The organism is Snodgrassella sp. W6238H11, assembly GCF_016100525.1.
Classification (GTDB): Bacteria; Pseudomonadota; Gammaproteobacteria; order Burkholderiales; family Neisseriaceae; genus Snodgrassella; species Snodgrassella alvi.
This window is the reverse complement of the sequence record NZ_JACFSH010000001.1, coordinates 495,708-519,147: the sequence shown is the minus strand read 5'-3', so window position 1 is coordinate 519,147 and position 23,440 is coordinate 495,708. Positions and strand designations below refer to the sequence as shown.

The following is a 23,440-nucleotide window of genomic DNA, read 5'->3' as shown; positions in this document are numbered from 1 at the left end:
ATGATTCTGACTTTTATTTTTCTCGCCGCCATTGTTGCATTTATCTGCATGGCATTTAAAGTTGTACCTCAGCAGGAAGTCTATATTGTTGAACGTTTAGGCCGCTATCACGCTACTCTGGTAGCCGGTCTTAATTTTATTATTCCGATTATCGATCGTGTCGCTTATAAACATACCTTAAAGGAAATACCACTGGATGTACCCAGTCAGGTTTGTATTACCCGCGATAATACACAGCTTACAGTGGATGGTATTATCTATTTTCAGGTAACTGATCCTAAACTTGCATCCTATGGCTCCAGTAACTTTGTAGTTGCCATTACCCAACTGGCTCAAACAACATTACGTTCAGTTATTGGTCGTATGGAACTGGATAAAACTTTTGAAGAACGTGATGATATTAACCATACCGTGGTTGCCTCTCTGGATGAAGCAGCGGTTTCATGGGGCGTTAAAGTATTGCGCTATGAAATCAAAGATTTGGTTCCACCTCAGGAAATTCTGCGCTCAATGCAGGCTCAGATTACAGCCGAACGGGAAAAACGCGCACGTATTGCTCAGTCTGAAGGGATCAAGCAGGAACAGATTAATCTGGCGGCCGGTCAGCGTGAAGCTGAAATTCAGAAGTCACAGGGTGAAGCTCAAGCTTCTATCAATGAATCACAGGGTGCCAAAGTAGCGCAAATTAATCGCGCCGAAGGTGAAGCTGAAGCTTTGCGTCTGGTTGCACAGGCGACCGCAGAAGCAATTCGTCAGGTAGCTGCCGCAGTAAAAGAACCGGGCGGTACAGAAGCTGTGAATCTGAAAGTGGCTGAACAGTACGTAGATGCTTTTGCTAAACTGGCAAAAACCAATAACACTCTGATTATGCCTGCTAATGTTGCAGATATTGGTAGTCTGGTAAGTGCTGGCATGAGCATTATCAAAGGTCAGAACAGCACAGCAGTTAAATAATAACTTACGTAACTATTAAAAAATCAGGTTCCGGTTAAAGATACCGGCAGCCTGATTTTTTATCCGTAACCCTGATACTGATTATTTCTAAATTATTATTTTTTAAAAGTAATATATTTAAATACATACTACTCTTCTGTTAACGGCCACAACCATGCCCAGACACTGCGGCCTTCACTGCGCAATACCATAAAAGTACGGCAAGCAGCAGCTGTAGACATACTTTCTACACCGATTCCTTTTGCGACTAATTGTGAAGTCAGACGCGGATGAATAAACACATGATGATTTCCAGTACCGATTAAAATCACTTCAGGCTTAAACTGTAAAGCCTGAATAAAATCATCAATGGTTAACTCACTAGCTGCTTGCTTATCCAGTGTGAGCACCTCATCAGCAGTAATACATACAGGTTGAGTATATTGCCGGCCGTTTACAGTAATTTTTCCGGTATCAACTTCCTCAATCCATAATCCTTGTTTATCCCGGATTTCTTCAATTTGCATTAAAATTTCCTTATGCATAACCACACAACATACTATGGCTGTAGTAGTCAAAAAAGCAGTTTTCGGCTAGCATAGTAGATTATTCACGTAAAATTGCAAGTATCAGGCAGTCCATAAATTAAATTTGTCTATTTGAAGGAGTAAACATGCAGCCTCTGCGTATAGGCTTGCTGGGCGTCGGCACAGTAGGTGGTGGTACCGTCAAGTTATTACAGAATAATGCGGATGAAATTACTCGCCGGCTTGGTCGCGAATTAATTATTACCCGTGCAGCAAGTCGTAATATTGAACGTACCCGAGAAATATGCGGTAACAGCACTTTTGTTAGTGATGATGTATTTGAAGTAGTAAATGCAACTGATGTTGATGTTGTGGTAGAACTGATTGGCGGTACAACAATAGCTAAAGACGCTGTGATTCAGGCAATCAGAAACGGAAAACACATCGTTACGGCCAATAAAAAACTACTGGCAGAGTACGGTAACGAAATTTTCCGACTGGCTTCTGAACACAATGTAATGGTGATGTATGAAGCTGCAGTTGCCGGCGGTATTCCCATTATTAAAGCTTTACGTGAGGGGCTGGCTGCCAACCATATCGAATCTATTGCCGGCATTATCAATGGCACCAGTAATTTCATTCTGAGTGAAATGCGTACCCGAGGCAGTACCTTTCTGGAAGCATTAAAACAAGCACAAGAACTAGGTTATGCAGAAGCCGATCCTACATTCGATATTGAAGGTCATGATGCCGGTCATAAATTAAGTATTATTTCCGCACTGGCATTCGGAACCCCGATTAATTTTAGCCAGTGTTATCTGGAAGGCATCAGTCATCTGGAGAGTCTGGACATCTGTTATGCTGAGGAACTAGGCTATCGCATTAAATTACTTGGTATTACCCGCAAAACTCCGCAAGGTATTGAGCTGCGTGTACACCCTACTTTAATCCCTGAAAGCCGATTACTGGCAAAAGTAGAAGGAGTTATGAATGCTGTATCTGTTCAGGCAGATATGATTGGGCAGACACTCTATTATGGTGCTGGTGCTGGTGCCGGCCCAACTGCCAGTGCGGTAATGGCTGATATTATTGATGTAACCCGATTACAGAATGCTGAAGCCAGCTACCGGGTTCCCTATCTGGCTTTTCAGTCTAATTCATTACAAAATATCTCCATTCTGCCAATGGATGAAATCACCAGCAGTTATTATCTGCGTGTATCTGCCTGCGATGAACCAGGTGTGCTGGGAGAAATTGCGAATATTCTTGCTGCAGAAAATATTTCTATTGAGGCTCTCATCCAAAAAGGTATGATTAATAAGGAATCTGCCGAAATTGTTATCCTGACACATTCAACTAAAGAACGTTTTATCAAACAATCAATGGCCAGAATTCAGGCATTACCACGAGTATTATCTCCGGTTACCATGATTCGGATGGAAAGCTTACATCCTAGATAATTCCATTACAAATCTTGTTACTGAAACGGGCATTATTTGCCCGTTTTTTTATCGTCGTTGCAGAAGTCAGCACAAAGTTTGTTGTACTGTTTGTAAAAATAAAAATTTTTATTTTTACAATATCGACAAAAGTAATTTAATTCTCAATATCAGATTATTATTTCTGAGCATATAATAATTAAATATGCATAAAATAATTAAGCGAATTATATTTATATAAAAACATTGATAAAATTTTAAAAATTTACAATTAATTCATCATTTAAATGAATAAAATATACAAAATAAATATATTTATATATAATATTATACTAAAATATTGATTGTTTTTTTCCATAATGGTTCGTATATTCCATCAGTTACCAGTCAGATATCATCCGCGTTTTACCCGTAAAAATATACAGGGCTACAGCATGCTTCAGCTTCTGGTTACTCTGGCGGTTATCATTATATTAACCGTTATAGCTTATCCATATTATCGTCAGCATCAGTTACAGGCACGATTAAATCAGGCGAAGGCGGCACTGCTGATTAATGGTCAATTTCTTGCTGTACATTATCAGAAACATCTTAGTTATAAACAAAACAAGCACAACTGGCCAGAATTACCTGTCAGTAAAAATCAGCATTTCTGTTTTCGTATACAAGGGAACCCGAGTTTTGCTCGTGAAGAGCATTTCACACTTAAAGCTGTAGCCATTAATACTGAAGCTGAACCCCGAATTATCAAACTAAATCAGGATGGCAGAATATTTATCTGTCAAAGCAGTACCAGCCGCTGCGATGAAGAAAATCATTTTTTTGATGGTAAAGGTCAACCAGACAAAAAATGCCGGATTTTTTAATTATTCTATATACAGGACAATAGCAACATATTAACTGTTAAACTGATACAATACACTCGTTTTCATAATTGATATCAGAACATATCCGTTTTAATCATGAGTATTTTGTCACTCGATAATGCCTGCTTTGCTGTAGGTCACCACCCCTTACTGGATCATGCATCTCTGCAAATGGATGCAGGTGAAAAAATAGGCTTTATTGGTCGCAATGGTGCCGGGAAATCCACATTACTGAAAATTCTGGCCCGGGTACAGAAACTGGATGACGGATTGTTGACCATCCAAAACAACCAAAAAGTTGTGTATGTTCCGCAGGAGTCTTTTTTTGACCCGCAGACCACTGTATTTGACACCATAGCCCAAGGATTGGGTGAACTGCAAAATCTGTTACGTGAGTATCATGAGCTCAGCCAGAATATAGGTGATGAAGCCAGTCTGAATCGGTTAACTGAATTACAAAATGAGCTGGAAAACCGTAACGGCTGGCAATTTGATGCCTTAATTGCGCAAACCTTAAGTGAATTACAACTGCCGGAAAACGAATTGATTGGCAATTTAAGCGGTGGTCAGAAAAAGCGCGTTGCTCTGGCTCAGGCATGGGTACAAAAACCTGATATCCTGTTACTGGATGAACCAACCAACCATCTGGATATTGAAGCGATAGAATGGATGGAAAATCTGCTTGGTAATTTTGCCGGCAGCCTGATTGTCGTAACACATGACCGACGCTTTCTGGATCGTGTAGCTACGCGTATCATCGAATTAGACCGCGGACATTTACGTAGTTACCCGGGAAGTTTTAGTGCTTATAGTGAAAAAAAAGCACAGGAACTGGCTGTTGAAGCTGAACATAACCGGCTTTTTGATAAATTTCATGCTCAGGAAGAAGCATGGATTCGCAAAGGAATTGAAGCACGCCGCACACGTAACCAGGGGCGGGTTAAACGGCTGGAACAACTACGCCGCGAACGCGCTGCACGTCGTGAGGTGCAGGGTCAGGTCAGCTTTAATTTAAATCGTGGTGAAGCCAGCGGGAAAATTATAGCAGAGCTTGAACACGCCGGATTTGCTTATGGTGAACACCTTATTATGCGTGATTTCTCCTGTGTTATTCAGCGCGGTGACAAAATTGGTCTGATAGGATCAAATGGTGTTGGCAAAACCACCTTTTTAAAATTGATTTTAGGTGAATTGCAGCCAACCTCAGGCAAAATTCGGCTGGGTTCACGTCAGGAAGTTGCCTATTTCGATCAGTTTCGTAGTGCATTAAATGAAAACGATACTGTTTTTGATACTATAGGTCAGGGTAATGATTACATTGATATTGGCGGTCAGCGTAAACACGTAATTGGTTATCTTGAAGAATTTCTGTTTTCTCCGGCCAGAGTTCGTAGTGAAGTCAAATCACTTTCTGGTGGCGAGCGCAACCGGTTATTACTGGCCAAACTATTTACTCGTCCAGCCAACATTCTGGTACTTGATGAACCAACAAATGATTTGGATATCGATACGCAGGAATTACTGGAAGAGTTATTGCGGGATTATAACGGCACTGTATTTCTTGTCAGCCACGATCGTACTTTTCTGGATAATGTAGTTACTCAATCCATAGTTTTCAAAGGTAATGGTCAGTTAAAAGAATACATAGGCGGTTATCAGGATTATATTGACGCCCAAAAACGTGAACAAAGCTTACTAACACCAGCGCCCACAACAAGCAAAAATACCATTAATCCTGATAAAAACCGGCAAAAAAGCCGACGCAACGATAAACTTTCCTACAACGAACAACGTGAACTCGCCAGCTTACCCGACGAGCTTGCTGCTCTCGAAGCAGAGCAGCAAGAGCTGAATAATAAACTTTCCGATCCGGAAATATTCAAAAATGACTATAAACTGGCAACTGAATGGCAAACACGTATTGCTGAAATAGAAGAGCTGCTGCTGGAAAAACTTGAACGTTGGGAAATCCTTGAAGCAAAACAAAAAAATCAGGGCTAATCCAATAAAAAAGCCAGTATATTCATATACTGGCTTTTTTGTGTTTGAATTTATCTTTTACGATGGCGTCCGGTGCCGCCACCATGCCGCATACAAGTTTCATAACGACGTGTGACATTAGTAGCATACCAGTTGGTATTATAATCTTTGCTTAACTTTGGTCCGCTAATTACAACCTGCGGCATAATGGCATATGGCGGATTCTTACCGAACTGTTGCTTATATAAAGTAATTACATTCTGATAGGTGGATGTATTTTCAAATTCTGCCTGTTTTTCCTGTAATAAATCTGCACGTATCTGCTCCGGTTTCATTGGCATACCATGATCGGCAAATAACTGATTCAGTGCAGTTTCAGTCTGACTTGGCATTGATTGCGCCTTATCATCTTTATCATACAGTAATAAATCTCCATCCAGAGCCATATCTGTATTAAGCAGTTTATTTATATCTTGCTGAAAAGCCGCATTACGGCTGGAATACATGCCGGAATTATAATCAGCAAAACGATATTGAGCATTATCATAGGCTGCTGGATACTTCATTAGCCGGTGAATACCATAATATAAACCACCTTCACGTGTATACATATAATCACGTAATTCATTTACCGGAGCATTATCACGCTGATGTTCACGTGCGTATTTTACTGATACCTGCATTGAACCAATTGTTGTAATCGGATTATTATCTTCTCCGATATCCTTTCCCATAAACTTAGCTGCGGCATTGGTAATTGAATCTGCATAAAACTGCTTTGAAACATAAGCAAATATCTGCCGGTAAATTAAATCCAGCTGCTGTTCGGTTTTAACCGTACGCATCTGTATCAGGAAACTGTTTTCTTTGCTGGGTTCATTAACCAGTACTGAAGTAAAATAGCGTGAAACTGCCGGTCCCAGAGCAGGTCCGAACTGTCTGACAAATTTTTGCGGCACTTCTGTCTGAAAAGCTTTAATTGCTTTATTACCAAGATCCGGAACAGTTGGATTAGCAACAAAATTAGACTCTTGATCTACAACGGCAATTACACTACATATATTTTCCTGTGTTTTATTGATTTTCAGCTCATCCATTATCCGGCTGATATCCACAGCCCACGCATCTCGTTCTTTTACACGAGCAGGTATTAGTCTGCTTATCTGAGAAGGCTGATTTAAAATTCTGCTGCTGTCATCCGGTGAATCATCATTACCGCCATACCATCCGCCACTGTCCTTACATGCAGACAGGCTGTATAGCAGAAACCCGGCCAGTGTTATATGACTAATAGTCTTCAGTAAAAATCTAGCATTCATACCATAGCATTCATTCGAACAAATCTGTTTTCAGCAAGAAACACAGCCCGGTTTTAGCCCTTACGGCTTCGCCAAAACCATACCCAGACCCAAATCAATACGGCTGTAAAAAATAACGCACTCCATATCGGTAAAGGTATCATTAAAATTTTCTGAACCTCACCACAATTACCTGTACCGCGAATAATCGGTTCATACCAATGAAACAATGGCGCATCACGCAGACGGAAAGTCCACGGTGCACCACAAGATGGCTGATCCATCAATGGCAGATGCTGAATATATATCTGATATATAGCTACACCCAGTCCGCCTATGGGTGCCAGACTGACCAAAATAGCATTTATCACCCGCTCAATACTGTTGCGATTAGGACAGCAGGCACACAAAAATGCCAGAAGCCCAGTGGCAATAACCGCAACACGCTGAACAATACACAGCACACACGGGTTCATACCCAGAACATACTGACCAACAAAAGAACCAGCTGCACAAAGCACAGCCAGAAAAAATACACACCACAATGCTTTACGGAAGCTCATTTTCAATCCTTTTAAGCAGACAGTTACCAAACATTTCTACTTTCTGCCCGTCTATTAATCAAACAAATTCCCATAATCATTTACGTTTCAGGCACCAGCAATAGTCATATTATCTATCAGAATAGATCCAACTTTATGCGTACTGCGCTTTAACGCATCATCTGCTGCACCAACCATCGCCATAAACATTTCCTGTAAACGTGAAGCGATTGTAATACCCTCTACCGGATAGGCAATCACTCCGTTTTCTACCCAGAAACCTGCCGCACCTCGCGAATAGTCACCAGTAATAGCATTTACACCCTGCCCCATCAACTCAGTAACCAATAAACCGGTTCCCATTGTTTTCAATAAATCGTCCTGACTGGCATGGGTATGATTAAGATATAAATTATGAACACCACCTGCATTTCCAGTAGTACGCATACCTAACTTACGCGCACTGTAGCTACCAAGAAAATAACCCGCAACAGAGCCTTCATTGATAACAGTACGTTCATGTGTGGCTACACCCTCAGCATCAAAATATGTACTGGCAAGCGCTTTTTTCACATGTGGTTTCTCTGTAAGACATACCCAGGGCGCCATAATCTGTTTACCAAGGCTATCTACCAGAAAACTGGTTTGTCGATATAACGCACTACCACTCAGAGCACCTACCAGATGACCAATTAGACTACCGGCTATAGTAGTATCAAAAATTACCGGATATTTTCCTGTAGCCACAGGCTTGCCATCCAGACGCCGTACTGTACGTGTTGCCGCTGTCTGTCCGATAATTTCAGCATCAGCAAGATCTCGTGCATCACGCGCTAAATCGTACCAATAATCACGCTGCATTCCGGAAGCGTCCGCAGCCACTACACTACAGGAAATACTGTGCCTGCTGCCGCGCTGATAAGCACAAAAATCATTACTGTTGGCATATACAAACTGATAATGATCAGTCTGTACTTCTGCTCCTTCGGAGTTTTTAATACGCTCATCCGTATCAAGTGCTGCCTGTTCGGTTTTTTTACCAATCTCAATTGCTTCATCAGCAGACAGCCGCCAGGGGAAAAAAGATTCTGTATCACCGAATTCCGTTGCCAGTAATGCCGCATCTGCCAAACCGGCGCAATCATCCTGAGCAGTAAAACGGGCAATATTCAAAGCTGCTCCGATGACTTCGTCAATTGCCTTATTACTAAAATCAGCAGTACTTGCACGCCCTTTAGCCTGTCCCACATAAACAGTTACATCAAGAGATTTATCCTGCTGATACTCAATATGTTCGACATTCTGCTGGCGTACCTGTACATTCTGACCCGCAGATTCACTGATATCAATTTCAACAGAACTGGCTCCCTGCTTTCTGGCTTTATTTATTGCCTGCTGGCACAGCTCCTGTAACTGATCGGCACTATGATGAAACATTAATCTACTCTCATGCGAAGAAGCCTGCATTCTAACATGCTGAATTCAGCACTGGCAGCAGTTAAACATACATGTCAACTGAAATGATATGGATTTTTTGCTAAAATAGATACTTGAAATTTCGATATACACGTAACACATACATATATGAACAGTAATACAGACAGTCAGTCCCGTGCAGACGAAGAATGGGTAAGTAAAACCCAATTGAAAAAGCAAATGAATGATTTGCAGCAATTAGGTATGGAGCTAACTAAACTGTCTGCTGATACACTGAAAAAAATAAATTTGTCAGAGGATTTATTACAGGCAGTATTAAGCTACCAGAAAATTACCTCGAACAGCGCACTGAAACGTCAAGCTCAGTTTATCGGTCGTCTCATGCGCGAAACCGATACCAAACCAATCAGTGATTATCTGGCTCGCCTCAAAGGTGAAAACAGCGCACATAATGCTTACTTACAACGGCTGGAAAATCTGCGTGATCGTTTAATTTCCGATGACAGCAGCCTCACTGAAATTATCAGCCGTTATCCGCATATTGATATCAACAATCTGCGTACATTAATCCGCAATGCCCGTAAGGAACAGGCTGCAGGAAAGCCACCAAAAGCTTTCCGGGCTATTTTTCAGGTATTGAAAACGGAAATTAGTGAAGATACAGCATCCTGAACATTACTTCTCTCTCTTCACACAATTCACCTTTCACTTTTTTCATTAATTCAGCTTCAGCATGTAACTCCGGACAAAAAAACCATGAGTGATATCTTAAATAAAATTATTGCCACAAAAAAAACCGAAATGGTTACCGCCAAAACGGTTGAATCACTGGCTGAAGTACGTGCAAAAGCCTATGACCAGGCCCCTGCGCGCCCTTTTCTTGAAGCAATACATACAAAACATCATCAGGGAAAAGCTGCCATTATTGCCGAAGTTAAAAAAGCTAGCCCGTCTAAAGGACTGATTCGTCCTGATTTTTCTCCAGAAAAAATTGCCAGAGATTATCAGCTTGGTGGCGCAGCCTGCATGTCTGTATTAACAGACAAAAACTATTTTCAGGGTAGCCTTGGCTATCTGAATCTCGCACGCAATGCCTGCAATCTACCGGTACTGCGCAAAGATTTCATCATAGATGTCTATCAGGTATACCAGTCCCGGGCATACAATGCAGATGCAATCTTACTTATTGCAGCAGCATTAAGCCGTACCCAGTTAACCGAATATGAAGCCATTGCTCACGAGCTGGGTATGACTGTATTACTCGAAATTCATAACGAAGACGAGCTTGAAAAATGCATTAATATGCGTACCCCGCTATGGGGAGTAAACAATCGTAATCTGCGTACTTTCGAAGTAGATTTAAAACAAACTATCAAACTTCTGCCTGCATTAACCGGAAAAACTATTGTGACAGAAAGTGGTATTTTCACCACAAACGATATTCATATGATGCAACAACATCAGGTTAACACTTTTCTTATCGGTGAAAGCCTTATGCGTAAACAAAACATTGCTGATGAACTAAGTTTACTGGTCAATGCTTAAATTATTGTACACATTAACTGAATTGTTTTAATTACCCTAAAAGGAAAAATCATGGCCGTGATTATTAAGAATGCAGAAGAAATTGCTGCAATGCGTGTTGCTGGCCGGCTGGCTGCCGAAGCTCTTGACTACATAGGCCAGTTTATCAAACCGGGAATCACCACCAATGAAATTGATCGTCTGATTCATGATTACCATATCAATGTTCAGGGCGGCTATCCTGCCCCGTTAGGTTATGGCAACCCGCCATTTCCCAAGTCATGCTGTACTTCTGTTAACCATGTAATCTGTCACGGCATACCTGATGATAAACCACTAAAAAATGGCGATATATTAAATATAGATGTCACCATTATCAAAGATGGTTTTCATGGCGACTCAAGCCGCATGTATGCTGTCGGAGAAATCAGCCCTCAGGCACGCCGTCTCATTAACATCACTCACCAGAGTATGATGGCCGGTATTTCTGTAGTTAAGCCGGGCGCGACACTTGGGGATATTGGTTACGCCTGCCAGCAAGTAGCAGAAAATGCAGGTTACTCCATGGTGCAGGAATTTTGCGGACATGGAGTTGGACGCGGATTCCATGAAGAACCACAAGTGTTGCATTATGGTCGTCGTCATACAGGATTAAAATTGCAACCCGGTATGATATTTACAATTGAACCAATGGTTAATCAAGGTAAACGTCATTTGCGTATATTAGGTGACGGATGGACTGTTGTAACCAAAGACCACAAACTCTCTGCACAATGGGAACACGAGGTATTGGTTACTGATGACGGCTATGAAATACTCACAGTCAGCCCATTAACAGGCAAACCTTAATTCACTTTAAAATATCATAACTTTACATTTAAGCTGCACGAATATCTGATATAAGGCAATAAATCTTAATTTAGATTAATTAAAATAAATTTGTATTATCCTGTTATACCGCATTTTAATAAAACAATAGCAATATTGTATTGAATGTAAAAACAATTGTGATAATATTGATGTCCATAGATAATTATGCATAATGGTAAAACATTTTTCATAACATTTATTGATAAATTTTTATCAAAATAAATAATTATCTGTGAATGACCATATTAATTAATTCAACTAAACATAGACAACTCGCTTTTTAAGGTATAAAAATCATGAAAGCATTCAAGCCTATTAACAATGTGCGCGAAATCCGTAAAAAACTTGGTCTGAATCAGATTGAGTTCTGGAGTCAGGTTGGCGTTACTCAGTCTGGCGGTTCCCGTTATGAAGCAGGTCGTAATATCCCGAAGCCAGTTCGTGAACTGGTTCGTCTGGTACATGTTGAACAATTGGAATTAAGCAAACTTAATCGCGTAAACATGGAAGTGGCTGAACTGCTTAAAACTGAGCATCCTGATATGTATCAGCAGCTTAAAGCCAAAGTAGAAGGAAAATGATCCTCTCTGCTCATTAGCCCCTTATCAAAGCTCCGTACCTTCTCTGGACGGAGCTTTTATTTTGTATATTAAAAATTCCAACCTTATAATAAGCAAAACGATTAATTAGGATTTATACATGACACACACAGCATCTACCCTGATGCCCTTTTTCGGCCTTATTCGAGTTAGCGGCGAAGATCGCACCACATTTTTGCATAATCAACTTTCAAATGACATTAATCATCTTGCAGAAGGACAGGCATGTCTGGCAACTTACAACACAGCTAAAGGCCGTGTCATCGCCAATATGCTTCTACTTAACAGAGGAGACGATATTATTCTGATTTCTGCAGCCGATCTGTGTGAAACACTACAGAAAAAATTGCAAATGTACATTTTGCGCAGCAAAGTAAAATTGGAAACCTTACCTGAATGGGGTGTAGCAGTTTGTTTACCAAATGATATTCCTGTATCAAATACACCAGAACAACCTCAATACGTTTTATCAGCAACGATGACAAATCAGATCTGGCATATACAACTGCCAGATCACTCTTTGGTCAGTATCGGCAAAATCGATCAACTACCACCACTGAATACAGAAAATGCCCTAGCATGGAAAACTCATGAAATCACATGCGGCAATCCATGGATTAGTGCAGCTACCACAGAAACATGTGTGGCACAAATGCTCAATCAGCAGCTTATCGGTGCCGTGCATTTTAAAAAAGGATGTTATCCAGGACAGGAAATTATCGCCCGGGCCCAGTACCGCGGTCAGGTAAAACGCGGCTTGGTACTTATTGAAAGTACTACCCCGCTTTCCGACGGAGACAGCATATATGATAGCAACAATGAAGAAGCGGGGCTGATTATCAATCAGGTACAAAAAGACTCAGTTTCACTGGCACTGGCTGTTATTAAACACAATGCTGCCCAGGCGCAGCTAAAATGTAACAACCAAGTTTTAATAATAAAAAAATGCTTTTTTTCTACAGCTAATGACTAACCGGTTTAAATCACAGGTAAACAGCCGATAAACAAAATTTATATTCATAAAAAATTATGATTAACAGCACTAAAATATCCAATTAACAGATTTCATATCAACCTGTGCTACAATATGTATCTCTTTACAAGACGGCCACAGCCGTCTTGTTTTTATTGTTTTCAGAATATAAAAATCATGAGTCAGATTGCCCAGGAAGCGGCACGACGCCGCACATTTGCGATTATTTCCCATCCGGATGCCGGTAAAACCACCCTAACAGAAAAACTGCTACTGTTTTCAGGAGCTATCCTCTCTGCAGGTACAGTAAAAGGAAAAAAATCCGGTAAATTTGCCACATCAGACTGGATGGAAATCGAAAAACAGCGTGGTATTTCCGTAGCCTCATCTGTGATGCAGTTTGATTATCGTCAACATGTTGTTAACCTGCTTGATACACCCGGCCACGAAGATTTTTCTGAAGATACTTATCGCGTACTCACTGCCGTTGACAGTGCCTTGATGGTTATCGATGCTGCCAAAGGCGTAGAAGCACAAACAATCAAACTTTTAAATGTTTGTCGCCTGCGTGACACACCGATTGTTACCTTCATGAACAAATATGACCGCGAAGTTCGCGACTCACTTGAACTGCTCGATGAAGTTGAAAACATACTGCATATCCGCTGCGCTCCGATTACCTGGCCGATTGGTATGGGAAAAAATTTCAAAGGTGTCTATCACATCCTGAATGATGAGATTTACCTCTTTGAAGCCGGTGGCGAGAAGCTGCCACATGAATTTGATGTAATCAAAGGTATCAATAATTCCCGACTGGATGAGCTCTTTCCGATTGAAATTCAGCAACTGCGCGAAGAAATTGAGCTCGTGCAGGCTGCTTCAAATGAATTTGATTTAGACGCATTTTTGCGTGGCGAGCTGACACCTGTCTTCTTTGGTTCAGCTATCAACAATTTCGGTATTCAGGAAATCCTCAATGCATTGATTGACTGGGCACCGGCTCCGCAGCCCAGAGAAACACTAGAGCGGGTGGTCGAACCAACTGAAAACAAATTTTCCGGTTTTGTATTCAAAATACAGGCCAATATGGATGCCAAGCATCGCGACCGTATTGCTTTTTTACGCGTGTGTTCCGGTGAATTTACCCGGGGCATGAAAATCAAACACCTGCGTCTTAACCGAGACATTGCTGCATCCAGTGTTGTCACCTTCATGTCACATACCCGTGAACTGGTTGAAGAGGCTTTTGCTGGTGATATTATCGGTATCCCTAATCACGGTAACATCCAGATTGGCGACAGCTTCACCGAAGGAGAACGCCTCACCTTTACCGGCATCCCGTTTTTTGCACCGGAACTGTTTCGTGCTGTGAGAATTAAAAATCCGCTGAAAATGAAACAGCTGCAAAAAGGATTACAACAACTTGGTGAAGAAGGTGCAGTACAGGTATTCAGACCCCACAATGGCGGCGATCTAATACTCGGTGCTGTAGGTGTATTGCAGTTTGAAGTAGTTACTGCCCGTCTCGCCAACGAATATGGCGTTGATGCCGTATTTGAATCTGTCAGCATCTGGTCAGCACGCTGGGTATCCTGCTCTGACCGGAAAAAACTGGCTGAATTTGAAAAAGCCAACATACTTAATCTTGCTACAGATGCAGGTGGTAACCTAACCTATCTGGCTCCCAACCGTGTAAACCTGTCTCTGACAGAAGAACGCTGGCCGGATATTCGTTTTCATGAAACCCGCGAACTAACAGCACAGATTAATCAATAAATTTTCTGTTTAAACAAAAGCAGCTTATTCCTTAGAGGAAAAGCTGCTTACTTTTTAGAAACATCTAATATTAATTTAAATCAATTTATTTCTACTCTGAATACATAATATATCTGCGAATTTTATTAAGAGAAATACCACACCCCAGTATATAACTTTGTAACTCTAAATTACTTAAAAGTAGCAGTAAGTATAAGAATGTTTTATTGTGCGGTGAACAAAGCATATACATTTATACATGCTGTAAATATTGTAAAATCGCTGCTAACTTAATTAAATTACCTACTTACCCACTATAATCTAATAATAAAATTGGCTTTTTTTATCTGCTAACACCCATTTGATTCAAAAAATTTTTATTTGCAGAAGTGTTTTTTATGATTTTTTGATTATAAATTGCTGATTTTGTTTTGCTTAATATTTTTCTACATCATTTTTTCTTAAATTCTCCTTTGTACAATTTTATTTAATTCTCTTATCAAATCTCAATTAAACATAGAGGTTATGTTCTCTTTGATTTAAGTTACTTAATATCAAGTCGACTATAAATTAATAATTAAAATTTTTTGTATTATTAATCTGAAATACAAGCATTAATAGCAGTGCACTGGAGCCATTTTTTTATTATCTTATTTTCTTTTGATGTATATTCGATTTTATAAAAATTATTTTTATAACTTAATAATTTTATCTGATCTCCTCTAACCAAATATATTCTTGTTTTATCAGATAAATTGGGGGAATCATACAAATAACCCTTATCCACTGTAAGTTTAAATTCATATTCTTCGGGAATATATTGAGTCAACAGAAATCGGTTTATACATTCTTTAATACCAGTTGAAGGATAAAGTGAACTACAAAACTTTAAAGCATATTTTTCCGTTAATAAATTAAAATAAATATTGTACTGTTTTTGTTCTGGAATATTAGTAAAATATTGTTGTATTTCATTATTCACTAAAATTTTATTATGATTCATTAGTAAAATTAATTCATTAATCATAGCATTTTGTTCATTCAGTAAACATAATGGATAACTAAATTTATCTTCCTGACCAAATAAATAAATATCAATATTAGAATAGACCCAATTACATTTTTTATTAACTTCTTTTTCCCATTCCTGCTGATAAATATCAATATCTCTTTTTTAAAATAATTTCAGATAATTGATTTATAATAATATAATTAGCTTGTATTTTATTATCTAGCTTATTAAGCATCTCATCAATTAGACTGATTTTACTAAAAGCATTGTTACTTATAAATGTTAATATAAATAATAAAATTTTCTTCATTATTTTGATCCCTTTTCAAAAAATTAACTTTTTCATCTTTTCTTTTTAATAGCTCTGTTAAATTTTTATACGATCATAATTTCATCATATTTACATGTCTTCCTTTTCCTGATTTGCATAACCATATCATCATATAAATTACCTGAGAATTATTATAAAACACACAATTTTTTATTATCATAAATTTAGTATTTATGTAAATAGCATATTTATATGCTATATTACCTATTATATCTTTACTCGATGTTGTATATAGCTTTGATTAACTTGAGCAGCATTCAATGTTCGTTTATAGAATACCCAGAAATTAAACCTGAAGAACTCAACTAATAATATATAAAAATTATCATAGAGTTAATTATTTTAGAACTATTTGACAACAAGATATTTTAATAATTATTTTTTTAGGAGATTATTAAATTTGAAACGCCGAATATATTTATTTGCTACGGTAGCCAGGAAGTGAATTAAATAATATTTCTTATTAAGCAACATCTACTTACAAGCGTTATAATACTAGCCTACTATTTTTATAAAAAAAGTATTATGTCTTTGACTCTTTCTTCTGATGAGCTTCAGTTAAATATCAAATCGGATCTGGTTTTACGCGTTGGTAAAATTTGTCTGGCAGCAGGTACCGGTAGTTATCGCATTAAGCAGTCAATGCGTCATGTCGCTTATATGCTCGGCGTGGAAAATCAGGCACATATTACGCTTACTGAAATCAACTCTACCTGCCGTAATGGGAAACAATTTAAAACTGAGGTTACCACAATTCAAGGAGTTGGAATTAATACTAATAATATCCAATTGCTTGAAACTCTGCTGATAGAAACACAGGCCCGTTATCAGCAAATGAGTGAAAGCGAGCTGATTCGCTTTCTTGATAAATCTTTGTCAGAAATTGAAAATCACCCAGCTCTATATAGTTTACGACAGTCAGCTTTGTTTGCTGCGGTTGCGTGTTCATCTTTTACTTTTTTAATCGGTGGTGGTTTGATTGAAATGCTGGGTGTATTTTTTGCCTCTGGTTTTGGCCAGGCGCTAAGAAAAACCCTTTTACATAAACATCTGAATCAGTTTGTTGTCACCATGCTGGCCGCAGCTGTCGCTTCTAGTGTGTATTTTCTGATTATTGGCGGTAGCCATCTTTTGCTAAAAGTAAATATTCAGCACACCGCCGGCTATATAGCTTCTATGCTGTTTCTGATACCCGGCTTTCCTTTGATAACCGGAGTGCTGGATTTAGCTAAACTGGATTTTTCATCTGGTATTCAGCGTATAGGTTATGCCATAACTGTAATTTTTTGCGCCACTTTTGCCGCATGGGTAGTTGCAGCCGGAATTCATATGGCACCGGAAGCTATGCTCTCACCTAATCTTTACCCGGTATGGACAGCTTTTTTTCGTCTGATTGCCAGCTTTTTTGGTGTACTTGGTTTTTCCCTGCTTTTTAACAGTCCGGTAAAAACTGCTTTAATGACTGCTTTTATCGGCATGTATGCCAATACTTTACGGCTGGAAATGATAGACCTGACTAATATACCTATTCAGGCAGCTTCTTTAATAGCAGCTTTTATTGTCGGTATCAGTGCATTTTATTTTAGCCGCCATAGTAAATGTCCGCGTATTGCTTTATCGGTACCGGCAGTATGTATTATGGTACCCGGCATTTATATGTTTCGCGCTATGTATTTTTTACAGCAAAACGATATTATCAATGCTATTAACTGGGGAGCACAGGCAATGCTTATTGTCTTGGCTTTACCATTAGGCTTAGTACTCGCACGGGTATGCACGGATAAAGAATGGGCATTTAATCAGCTTCCGGCTACGGAACATAAATAGCTTTTTTATTTTGAAAATTATTTATATATTTGATACAAAATAAATTGATATTTGAATTAATAATTCAAATGTAGATTGAGTATGCAAATTTTATGCTAATCTGCAAATCTCTAAAATATGATTATTATTAATTTAAGTTTTACAAAATAAAAAAAGATATCTAAATATTAGATATCTTTTTTTGGAATTCTGGTGCCCAGGAGAAGACTCGAACTTCCACACCATTGCTGGCACATGGACCTGAACCATGCGCGTCTACCAATTCCGCCACCTGGGCTTTTGCATATATTGCAACTTTCAGTTAAAGTATGTCTTTAACTGAGGAAGTGCATTATATATTCTCTAAAGAGATTGTCAATACTCTATGAAAAAAAAATCAGATTTACGCCATCAAGATCCATATTTAAAACGTGAATTACAACGTTATTCCAATCCTTTACCCAGCCGGGAATGGATTATTGCTGTTTTGGATAAAGTCGGTATTCCGGTCAAAATGACTGAATTATCGCAGAAACTTAATATTACTAATGAAGAAATAGTTTTTTTTGAGCGCCGTTTAAATGCTATGGCACGAGACGGACAGATTCTAATTAATCGCCGCGGTGCTGTTTGTGTAGCTAATAAACTGGCGCTGGTTAAATGCAGGATTGAAGTACACAAAGATGACTTTGGTTTTGCTGTACCGTTAAATCCTGCTGACGGCAGTGATTTTGTTCTCTACGCTCGCCAGATGTGCGGGTTAATGAACGGAGATATTGTCACTGTAAGACCGGCTGGTTCTGACCGTCGCGGGCGGCGTGAAGGTCAGGTGCTGGATGTCATCGAACGAGCTAATAAAGATGTGGTAGGACGACTCACAATTGAACATGGCATAGCTATGCTGGTGCCTGAAGATAAACGTCTGGGAGCAAGTATTGTGCTACAGCCTGACTCTTTGGGTAAAGCTAAAGCCGGTCAGGTTCTGGTAGCAAAAATTGAGTCCTATCCGAATGCAACTCAGGCAGCTGTGGCACGTGTTACAGAAATTCTTGGTGATTATGCTGACAGTGGTATGGAAATTGAAATTGCAGTACGCAAACATCATTTACCCTATCAGTTTAGTCAGGCCTGTATGGCTCAGGCCACTAAAATACCTGATCATGTTAAAGCTGATGAGCGAAAAAACCGAAAAGATCTGCGCGAGCTACCGCTTATTACTATTGATGGCGAAACAGCACGCGATTTTGATGATGCGGTATATGCAGAAAAAATTGGTCGTAATTACCGCCTGGTCGTTGCTATCGCTGATGTTAGCCATTATGTCCATCCTGATGATGCTATTGATCAGGATGCACAGGAACGTGCTACAAGTGTTTATTTTCCACGGCGGGTTATTCCGATGCTACCGGAGAATTTATCTAATGGCATCTGTTCCCTTAATCCGAATGTGGATCGCCTGTGCATGGTATGCGATATGGTGATTACTTATGCAGGCAATATTAAAAGTTATGAATTTTATCCGGCGGTAATGCGCTCACATGCACGGCTTACCTATACACAGGCATGGGACTGGATTAGTAATGACCAGTTTGATGACCCAATGAAAACACATGTACTGAGTTTATACCGGCTATATCAGATTTTACTGAAAAAACGCCTGCAGCGTGGTGCCATGGAATTTGATAGTATAGAAACCCAGATGCTGTTCAATCAGCAAGGTAAAATTGAACGTATTATACCGGTTGAGCGTAATGAAGCTCATCGTCTGATTGAGGAATGTATGCTGGCTGCGAATGTCTGTGCTGCAGAATTTCTCAAACATCATAAACATCCTGCTCTATACCGTAATCATGCCGGTCCGACCAGTGAGCGTCTGAATACTTTGCGTGAGCAATTATCGCTGCTTGGTTTACATCTAAATGGCGGTAGTAACCCTACTCCAAAAGATTATGCGGAACTAAGCGAAAAAATCAAAGAACGGCCTGATCGGAATGTAATCAGTATTATGCTGTTACGCTCAATGCAGCAGGCGGTTTATGAACCACAAAATATTGGCCATTTTGGTCTGGCCTATCCGGCATATACACATTTCACTTCACCAATCAGGCGTTATCCTGATCTGACTGTTCACAGAGCCATTAAGGCCATTTTACAGCATAAACAATATCAGCCAAAGTCGTGGTCTGAACTGGGTGTGCATTGTTCACTGGCAGAACGCAGAGCTGACAATGCCAGCCGTGATGTGCAAAACTGGCTTAAAACTTACTATATGCAGGACAAAATCGGTGAGGTTTTTTCCGGTACGATTTCCGGTATGGCAAATTTTGGTTTGTTTGTTACTTTAGATAATGTTTATATTGACGGCATGGTTCATATCAGCGATCTGGGTGAAGATTATTTTAATTATCATCCTGAAATGCTGGCCATTGTCGGAGAGCGCAGTGGTATCCGCTTTAAGCTGGGTGATAAAGTTGTAGTCAAAGTAGCTCGCGCGGATCTGGATACGAGCCGGATTGATTTGGTGCTGATTAGCACGAATAGTGGTAAGCGTCGCCGGACAAATAATGCGCAAAATATTCAGAAACAGCTTAAAGCCACTGTTAAACAGCCGCGCAAAGCACCCGGTAAGAAAACTAAGTCAAACAAAACAAAAACTGCTGCCATTCAGAAGTCACGTAGTAATGGTTCACGCAAAAAACCAGGCCGTAAAAAGTCCTGATGCTGCGTTATAATTGATTAAATTAATTTCTAAAAAGGCTTTTATCTGTGTTGAATCAGATAAAAGCTTTTTTATATTTTTGACTTTTTTATGTTATTAATATATTTATAAAATAATTAGTATGCATTACTTATTTTATAAAACGTAATTTGAATGAAATAAAATATTTTTATATATTTTTCTTGTGCAGACCGTTTATTTCTGATTTTTCAAATTTAACTTTACGTTTTGCTATATGTGCTAAATTGTAATTATTTAAATTTAGAAATTATTACTCACATTACTTTAAAAAAACTGAAGTCTGTTACTACAGACTTCAGTTTTCAATGGCATTTTACTTTTAGGTAAAATACTAATCAGATGTAGGTATTTTTTACTGCTTATTTGTTTTTACCAGTAGCAGAAGCAATAGCCAGATTTTCATTGCGATTTAATGCAACGCTGGTCACACCTTCTGGGAACACTAAATCGGTCAGGTGACGAATTTCACCGGCACTGATGGTAGAAACATCCAGTTCCAATACAGCTGGAATGTTTTTCGGTAAAGCATTTACTTCTACGCTGGTAGCCAGCAGAGACACACGACCACTTTGCAATTTTTCTGCCGGAGAAATAGCAGCATTCAGCAAGTGTAGCGGAACACGAATATTGATAGCTTTATTTGCATCAACGGCCTGGAAATCAATGTGCTGTACTTGTTGTTTAAACGGATGCATCTGGAAATCACGTACAATAACGTCGTAGGTTTTGCCATTAACATCCAGTTTGATGATAGCAGTATGGAAAGATTCTTTTTCCAGTGCGTACCATAAAGTACGATGATCTACTGTAATGGCTACTGGTTCGGTACCTTCGCCGTACAATACAGCCGGTACTTTACCTTCGCGACGCAGGCGGCGGCTCGCACCAGTGCCCTGAGCTTCACGGATTTCTGCTTTAATTTCGTAAGACATAACTACTCCAAAGTTAATAATGCCGTCATCGGCCGCGACCAGCTTAAGACGGCTTGGGGGTATTAAGGGAGAAACATTGCTCCCGGTATGGCCACATCTTCATTGAAAAGATATGACACAGATTCTTCGTTACTGATACGACGTACAGTTTCTGCAAGCAGGCCTGAAATACTTACCTGACGAATCCGATCACATTTCTGTGCAGCTTCAGATAAAGGAATAGTATCAGTGACTACAACCTGATCGATTTCTGATGAAGCAATACGCTCAATCGCCGCTCCGGAAAATACCGGATGAGTAGCATAAGCCAGCACGCGTTCTGCACCGCGTTCTTTTAATGCTGATGCAGCTTTACATAAGGTATTTGCTGTATCAATCATATCATCAATAATCAGGCAGGTACGATTCTGAATTTCACCGATTACATTCATTACTTCTGCCACATTGGCTTTTGGCCGGCGTTTATCAATAATGGCCAGATCAGTGCCCAGTGTTTTTGCTACGGCACGGGCGCGCACTACACCACCGATATCAGGGCTGACAACTGTCAGATTATCAATGCGCTGCTTTTCAATATCATGCACCAGAATGGGGGTAGCATAAATATTGTCTACCGGAATATCAAAAAAGCCCTGAATCTGGTCAGCATGCAAGTCAACTGTAAGTACGCGGTCGATACCAGCAGAATACAGCATATTGGCTACCAGTTTGGCAGAAATCGGCACACGTACTGAACGCGGACGGCGATCCTGGCGTGCATAGCCGAAATAAGGAATGGCTGCAGTAATCCGTCCGGCTGAAGCACGCTTGAGTGCATCAGCCATTGTCAGGATTTCCATTAAGTTATCGTTAGTCGGTGCGCAGGTAGGCTGTACGATAAATACATCACGACCACGTACATTTTCGAGTAATTCAATTGCAATTTCGCCATCAGAAAATTTTCCAACTGAAGCACGTCCCAGAGAAATATCCAAGTGTCTGGCTACGTTATTTGCCAGCTCCGGATTCGCATTGCCGGTAAAAACCATCAAACTGTCGTATGCTGCCATTTCTGTTGTACCTGAGTCCTGTTTTGGTTTGGTTTGATTTGTGTGAGGTAGATTAAACATTAATCCAAAGCTTTCATATCACCACTTGGGTTGTAGTGTATCTGTCATTTAAACAAGTAATGGCTTTCAACGTTATGAATTTCGTTGCTCATTTCGCTGTTAACCCGTTTACGTTACTTTTAAATTCAAAAGCAATGACCACCTCTTTGAAAAATATTCTGTATATACTGATAGCTGCAAGTATCATGGTTAAAACAGATTTAATCAATCAATTTTGCCGATACCTGATAGCAACACAACAAAATAGTAACACTATTCTATTACTAGGATTGAAACTGTATTGCATTTTTCAGGCTTAACCATGCTAATTATCACAAAAAGTGAAAACAGTTATACAAACTTGCTTGTTTCCCGATTGGAAGTTTTCCGTACGGGATTAATGGCAAATTATATCACTTATGGCAATCTGCACGTGCTATAAAATAACAATTTGTCATTTACACATTAAATAAGCGTGTAAGTAAACTTACACGCTTATCTGAATTGGCTGGGGAGGTAGGATTCGAACCTACGCATACCGGAATCAGAATCCGGGGTCTTAACCACTTGACGACTCCCCAATAGGGTTTACTGCTTATTTGCTCGAAATGTGGCTGGGGAGGTAGGATTCGAACCTACGCATACTGGGATCAAAACCCAGTGTCTTAACCACTTGACGACTCCCCAATGCTTTTTATCAAGCAACTGGCTGGGGAGGTAGGATTCGAACCTACGCATACTGGGATCAAAACCCAGTGTCTTAACCACTTGACGACTCCCCAACTACA

At 39.7% G+C, this 23,440-nt stretch carries 19 protein-coding genes and 4 tRNA genes; 12 read left to right on the top strand and 11 right to left on the bottom strand.

Annotated features, from left to right (window positions below; translation table 11 throughout):
* Positions 1–954: an SPFH domain-containing protein gene (locus tag H3V00_RS02290; protein WP_025330623.1), complete on the top strand. Its 954-nt coding sequence runs from the start codon at positions 1–3 to the stop codon at positions 952–954.
* 128 nt (positions 955–1,082) lie between these two features.
* On the opposite strand, the gene H3V00_RS02285 is transcribed toward H3V00_RS02290, so the two are convergent.
* Positions 1,083–1,460, bottom strand: a complete 378-nt coding sequence (locus H3V00_RS02285) for an Mth938-like domain-containing protein (RefSeq protein WP_198206553.1) — start codon at positions 1,458–1,460, stop codon at positions 1,083–1,085.
* 146 nt (positions 1,461–1,606) lie between these two features.
* On the opposite strand from H3V00_RS02285, the gene H3V00_RS02280 reads away from it, so the two are divergent.
* The 3 genes from H3V00_RS02280 to H3V00_RS02270 all read left to right on the top strand — a co-directional run bounded on the left by H3V00_RS02280 (position 1,607) and on the right by H3V00_RS02270 (position 5,766).
* Positions 1,607–2,920: a homoserine dehydrogenase gene (locus H3V00_RS02280; protein ID WP_198206554.1), complete on the top strand. Its 1,314-nt coding sequence runs from the start codon at positions 1,607–1,609 to the stop codon at positions 2,918–2,920.
* A gap of 338 nt (positions 2,921–3,258) precedes the next feature.
* Positions 3,259–3,765: a type IV pilin protein gene (locus H3V00_RS02275; RefSeq protein ID WP_198206555.1), complete on the top strand. Its 507-nt coding sequence runs from the start codon at positions 3,259–3,261 to the stop codon at positions 3,763–3,765.
* Between the two features lie 96 nt (positions 3,766–3,861).
* The gene (locus H3V00_RS02270) at positions 3,862–5,766 is read left to right on the top strand and encodes an ATP-binding cassette domain-containing protein (RefSeq protein ID WP_084565603.1); all 1,905 of its coding nucleotides are present in this window, start codon (positions 3,862–3,864) and stop codon (positions 5,764–5,766) included.
* 50 nt (positions 5,767–5,816) lie between these two features.
* On the opposite strand, the gene H3V00_RS02265 is transcribed toward H3V00_RS02270, so the two are convergent.
* The 3 genes from H3V00_RS02265 to pmbA all read right to left on the bottom strand — a co-directional run bounded on the left by H3V00_RS02265 (position 5,817) and on the right by pmbA (position 9,052).
* Positions 5,817–7,064: a DUF1615 domain-containing protein gene (locus tag H3V00_RS02265; protein ID WP_084565602.1), complete on the bottom strand. Its 1,248-nt coding sequence runs from the start codon at positions 7,062–7,064 to the stop codon at positions 5,817–5,819.
* Between the two features lie 53 nt (positions 7,065–7,117).
* The gene (locus tag H3V00_RS02260; RefSeq protein ID WP_084565601.1) at positions 7,118–7,606 is read right to left on the bottom strand and encodes a disulfide bond formation protein B; all 489 of its coding nucleotides are present in this window, start codon (positions 7,604–7,606) and stop codon (positions 7,118–7,120) included.
* An 87-nt stretch (positions 7,607–7,693) separates the two neighbouring features.
* Positions 7,694–9,052, bottom strand: coding sequence for a metalloprotease PmbA (gene pmbA / locus H3V00_RS02255; protein WP_232335895.1), 1,359 nt, complete (start codon positions 9,050–9,052; stop codon positions 7,694–7,696).
* Between the two features lie 117 nt (positions 9,053–9,169).
* Here pmbA and yjgA point away from each other — a divergent pair, with 117 nt between their 5' ends.
* From yjgA to H3V00_RS02225, 6 genes are all read left to right on the top strand, one after another.
* Positions 9,170–9,694, top strand: a complete 525-nt coding sequence (yjgA, locus tag H3V00_RS02250) for a ribosome biogenesis factor YjgA (RefSeq protein ID WP_025330615.1) — start codon at positions 9,170–9,172, stop codon at positions 9,692–9,694.
* An 84-nt stretch (positions 9,695–9,778) separates the two neighbouring features.
* A complete protein-coding gene (gene trpC / locus H3V00_RS02245; RefSeq protein WP_084565600.1) occupies positions 9,779–10,567 on the top strand; it encodes an indole-3-glycerol phosphate synthase TrpC in 789 nt (262 codons plus the stop codon).
* 51 nt (positions 10,568–10,618) lie between these two features.
* Positions 10,619–11,395 carry a type I methionyl aminopeptidase gene (map, locus tag H3V00_RS02240; protein WP_025330613.1) on the top strand — a complete coding sequence of 259 codons (777 nt, stop codon included), beginning with the start codon at positions 10,619–10,621 and terminating at the stop codon, positions 11,393–11,395.
* A 317-nt stretch (positions 11,396–11,712) separates the two neighbouring features.
* Positions 11,713–11,997 carry a DNA-binding transcriptional regulator gene (locus tag H3V00_RS02235; RefSeq protein ID WP_025330612.1) on the top strand — a complete coding sequence of 95 codons (285 nt, stop codon included), beginning with the start codon at positions 11,713–11,715 and terminating at the stop codon, positions 11,995–11,997.
* A 118-nt stretch (positions 11,998–12,115) separates the two neighbouring features.
* Positions 12,116–12,988 carry a folate-binding protein YgfZ gene (locus tag H3V00_RS02230; protein WP_198206556.1) on the top strand — a complete coding sequence of 291 codons (873 nt, stop codon included), beginning with the start codon at positions 12,116–12,118 and terminating at the stop codon, positions 12,986–12,988.
* Between the two features lie 177 nt (positions 12,989–13,165).
* On the top strand, positions 13,166–14,764 hold the full coding sequence (locus tag H3V00_RS02225) for a peptide chain release factor 3 (protein ID WP_084551554.1): 1,599 nt from the start codon (positions 13,166–13,168) through the stop codon (positions 14,762–14,764).
* Positions 14,765–15,338: 574 nt separating this feature from the next.
* On the opposite strand, the gene H3V00_RS02220 is transcribed toward H3V00_RS02225, so the two are convergent.
* Positions 15,339–15,770, bottom strand: a complete 432-nt coding sequence (locus H3V00_RS02220; protein WP_100125598.1) for a hypothetical protein — start codon at positions 15,768–15,770, stop codon at positions 15,339–15,341.
* Between the two features lie 841 nt (positions 15,771–16,611).
* Between H3V00_RS02220 and H3V00_RS02215 the strand changes: the two genes are divergently transcribed.
* On the top strand, positions 16,612–17,913 hold the full coding sequence (locus tag H3V00_RS02215; RefSeq protein WP_198206557.1) for a threonine/serine exporter ThrE family protein: 1,302 nt from the start codon (positions 16,612–16,614) through the stop codon (positions 17,911–17,913).
* Between the two features lie 190 nt (positions 17,914–18,103).
* Here H3V00_RS02215 and H3V00_RS02210 read toward each other — a convergent pair.
* Positions 18,104–18,190, bottom strand: a tRNA-Leu gene (locus H3V00_RS02210).
* Between the two features lie 87 nt (positions 18,191–18,277).
* On the opposite strand from H3V00_RS02210, the gene rnr reads away from it, so the two are divergent.
* Entirely contained in the window at positions 18,278–20,611 is a 2,334-nt protein-coding gene (gene rnr / locus H3V00_RS02205) for a ribonuclease R (RefSeq protein WP_198206558.1), read from the top strand.
* A 380-nt stretch (positions 20,612–20,991) separates the two neighbouring features.
* On the opposite strand, the gene H3V00_RS02200 is transcribed toward rnr, so the two are convergent.
* The 5 genes from H3V00_RS02200 to H3V00_RS02180 form a co-directional block, all read right to left on the bottom strand.
* Positions 20,992–21,564 (bottom strand): 50S ribosomal protein L25/general stress protein Ctc, encoded by a 573-nt coding sequence (locus H3V00_RS02200; protein WP_025330605.1) that lies wholly within the window; start codon positions 21,562–21,564, stop codon positions 20,992–20,994.
* 62 nt (positions 21,565–21,626) lie between these two features.
* Complete coding sequence (locus H3V00_RS02195) at positions 21,627–22,613, bottom strand: ribose-phosphate pyrophosphokinase (RefSeq protein WP_025330604.1); 987 nt, start codon at positions 22,611–22,613, stop codon at positions 21,627–21,629.
* Positions 22,614–23,157: 544 nt separating this feature from the next.
* Positions 23,158–23,233 (bottom strand) — tRNA-Gln (locus H3V00_RS02190).
* A gap of 30 nt (positions 23,234–23,263) precedes the next feature.
* Positions 23,264–23,339 (bottom strand) — tRNA-Gln (locus H3V00_RS02185).
* A gap of 19 nt (positions 23,340–23,358) precedes the next feature.
* Positions 23,359–23,434, bottom strand: a tRNA-Gln gene (locus H3V00_RS02180).
* Positions 23,435–23,440 lie beyond the last annotated feature (6 nt).

Coding starts and splice junctions, on each gene's coding strand:
- trpC (WP_084565600.1), top strand. CDS start 9,779: ATGAGTGATATCTTAAATAAAATTATTGCCACAAAAAAAACCGAAATG.
- yjgA (WP_025330615.1), top strand. CDS start 9,170: ATGAACAGTAATACAGACAGTCAGTCCCGTGCAGACGAAGAATGGGTA.
- H3V00_RS02235 (WP_025330612.1), top strand. CDS start 11,713: ATGAAAGCATTCAAGCCTATTAACAATGTGCGCGAAATCCGTAAAAAA.
- H3V00_RS02230 (WP_198206556.1), top strand. CDS start 12,116: ATGACACACACAGCATCTACCCTGATGCCCTTTTTCGGCCTTATTCGA.
- H3V00_RS02290 (WP_025330623.1), top strand. CDS start 1: ATGATTCTGACTTTTATTTTTCTCGCCGCCATTGTTGCATTTATCTGC.
- H3V00_RS02220 (WP_100125598.1), bottom strand. CDS start 15,770: ATGATTAATGAATTAATTTTACTAATGAATCATAATAAAATTTTAGTG.
- H3V00_RS02275 (WP_198206555.1), top strand. CDS start 3,259: ATGGTTCGTATATTCCATCAGTTACCAGTCAGATATCATCCGCGTTTT.
- H3V00_RS02265 (WP_084565602.1), bottom strand. CDS start 7,064: ATGAATGCTAGATTTTTACTGAAGACTATTAGTCATATAACACTGGCC.
- pmbA (WP_232335895.1), bottom strand. CDS start 9,052: ATGCAGGCTTCTTCGCATGAGAGTAGATTAATGTTTCATCATAGTGCC.
- map (WP_025330613.1), top strand. CDS start 10,619: ATGGCCGTGATTATTAAGAATGCAGAAGAAATTGCTGCAATGCGTGTT.
- H3V00_RS02215 (WP_198206557.1), top strand. CDS start 16,612: ATGTCTTTGACTCTTTCTTCTGATGAGCTTCAGTTAAATATCAAATCG.
- H3V00_RS02260 (WP_084565601.1), bottom strand. CDS start 7,606: ATGAGCTTCCGTAAAGCATTGTGGTGTGTATTTTTTCTGGCTGTGCTT.
- rnr (WP_198206558.1), top strand. CDS start 18,278: ATGAAAAAAAAATCAGATTTACGCCATCAAGATCCATATTTAAAACGT.
- H3V00_RS02200 (WP_025330605.1), bottom strand. CDS start 21,564: ATGTCTTACGAAATTAAAGCAGAAATCCGTGAAGCTCAGGGCACTGGT.
- H3V00_RS02280 (WP_198206554.1), top strand. CDS start 1,607: ATGCAGCCTCTGCGTATAGGCTTGCTGGGCGTCGGCACAGTAGGTGGT.
- H3V00_RS02270 (WP_084565603.1), top strand. CDS start 3,862: ATGAGTATTTTGTCACTCGATAATGCCTGCTTTGCTGTAGGTCACCAC.
- H3V00_RS02225 (WP_084551554.1), top strand. CDS start 13,166: ATGAGTCAGATTGCCCAGGAAGCGGCACGACGCCGCACATTTGCGATT.
- H3V00_RS02195 (WP_025330604.1), bottom strand. CDS start 22,613: ATGGCAGCATACGACAGTTTGATGGTTTTTACCGGCAATGCGAATCCG.
- H3V00_RS02285 (WP_198206553.1), bottom strand. CDS start 1,460: ATGCAAATTGAAGAAATCCGGGATAAACAAGGATTATGGATTGAGGAA.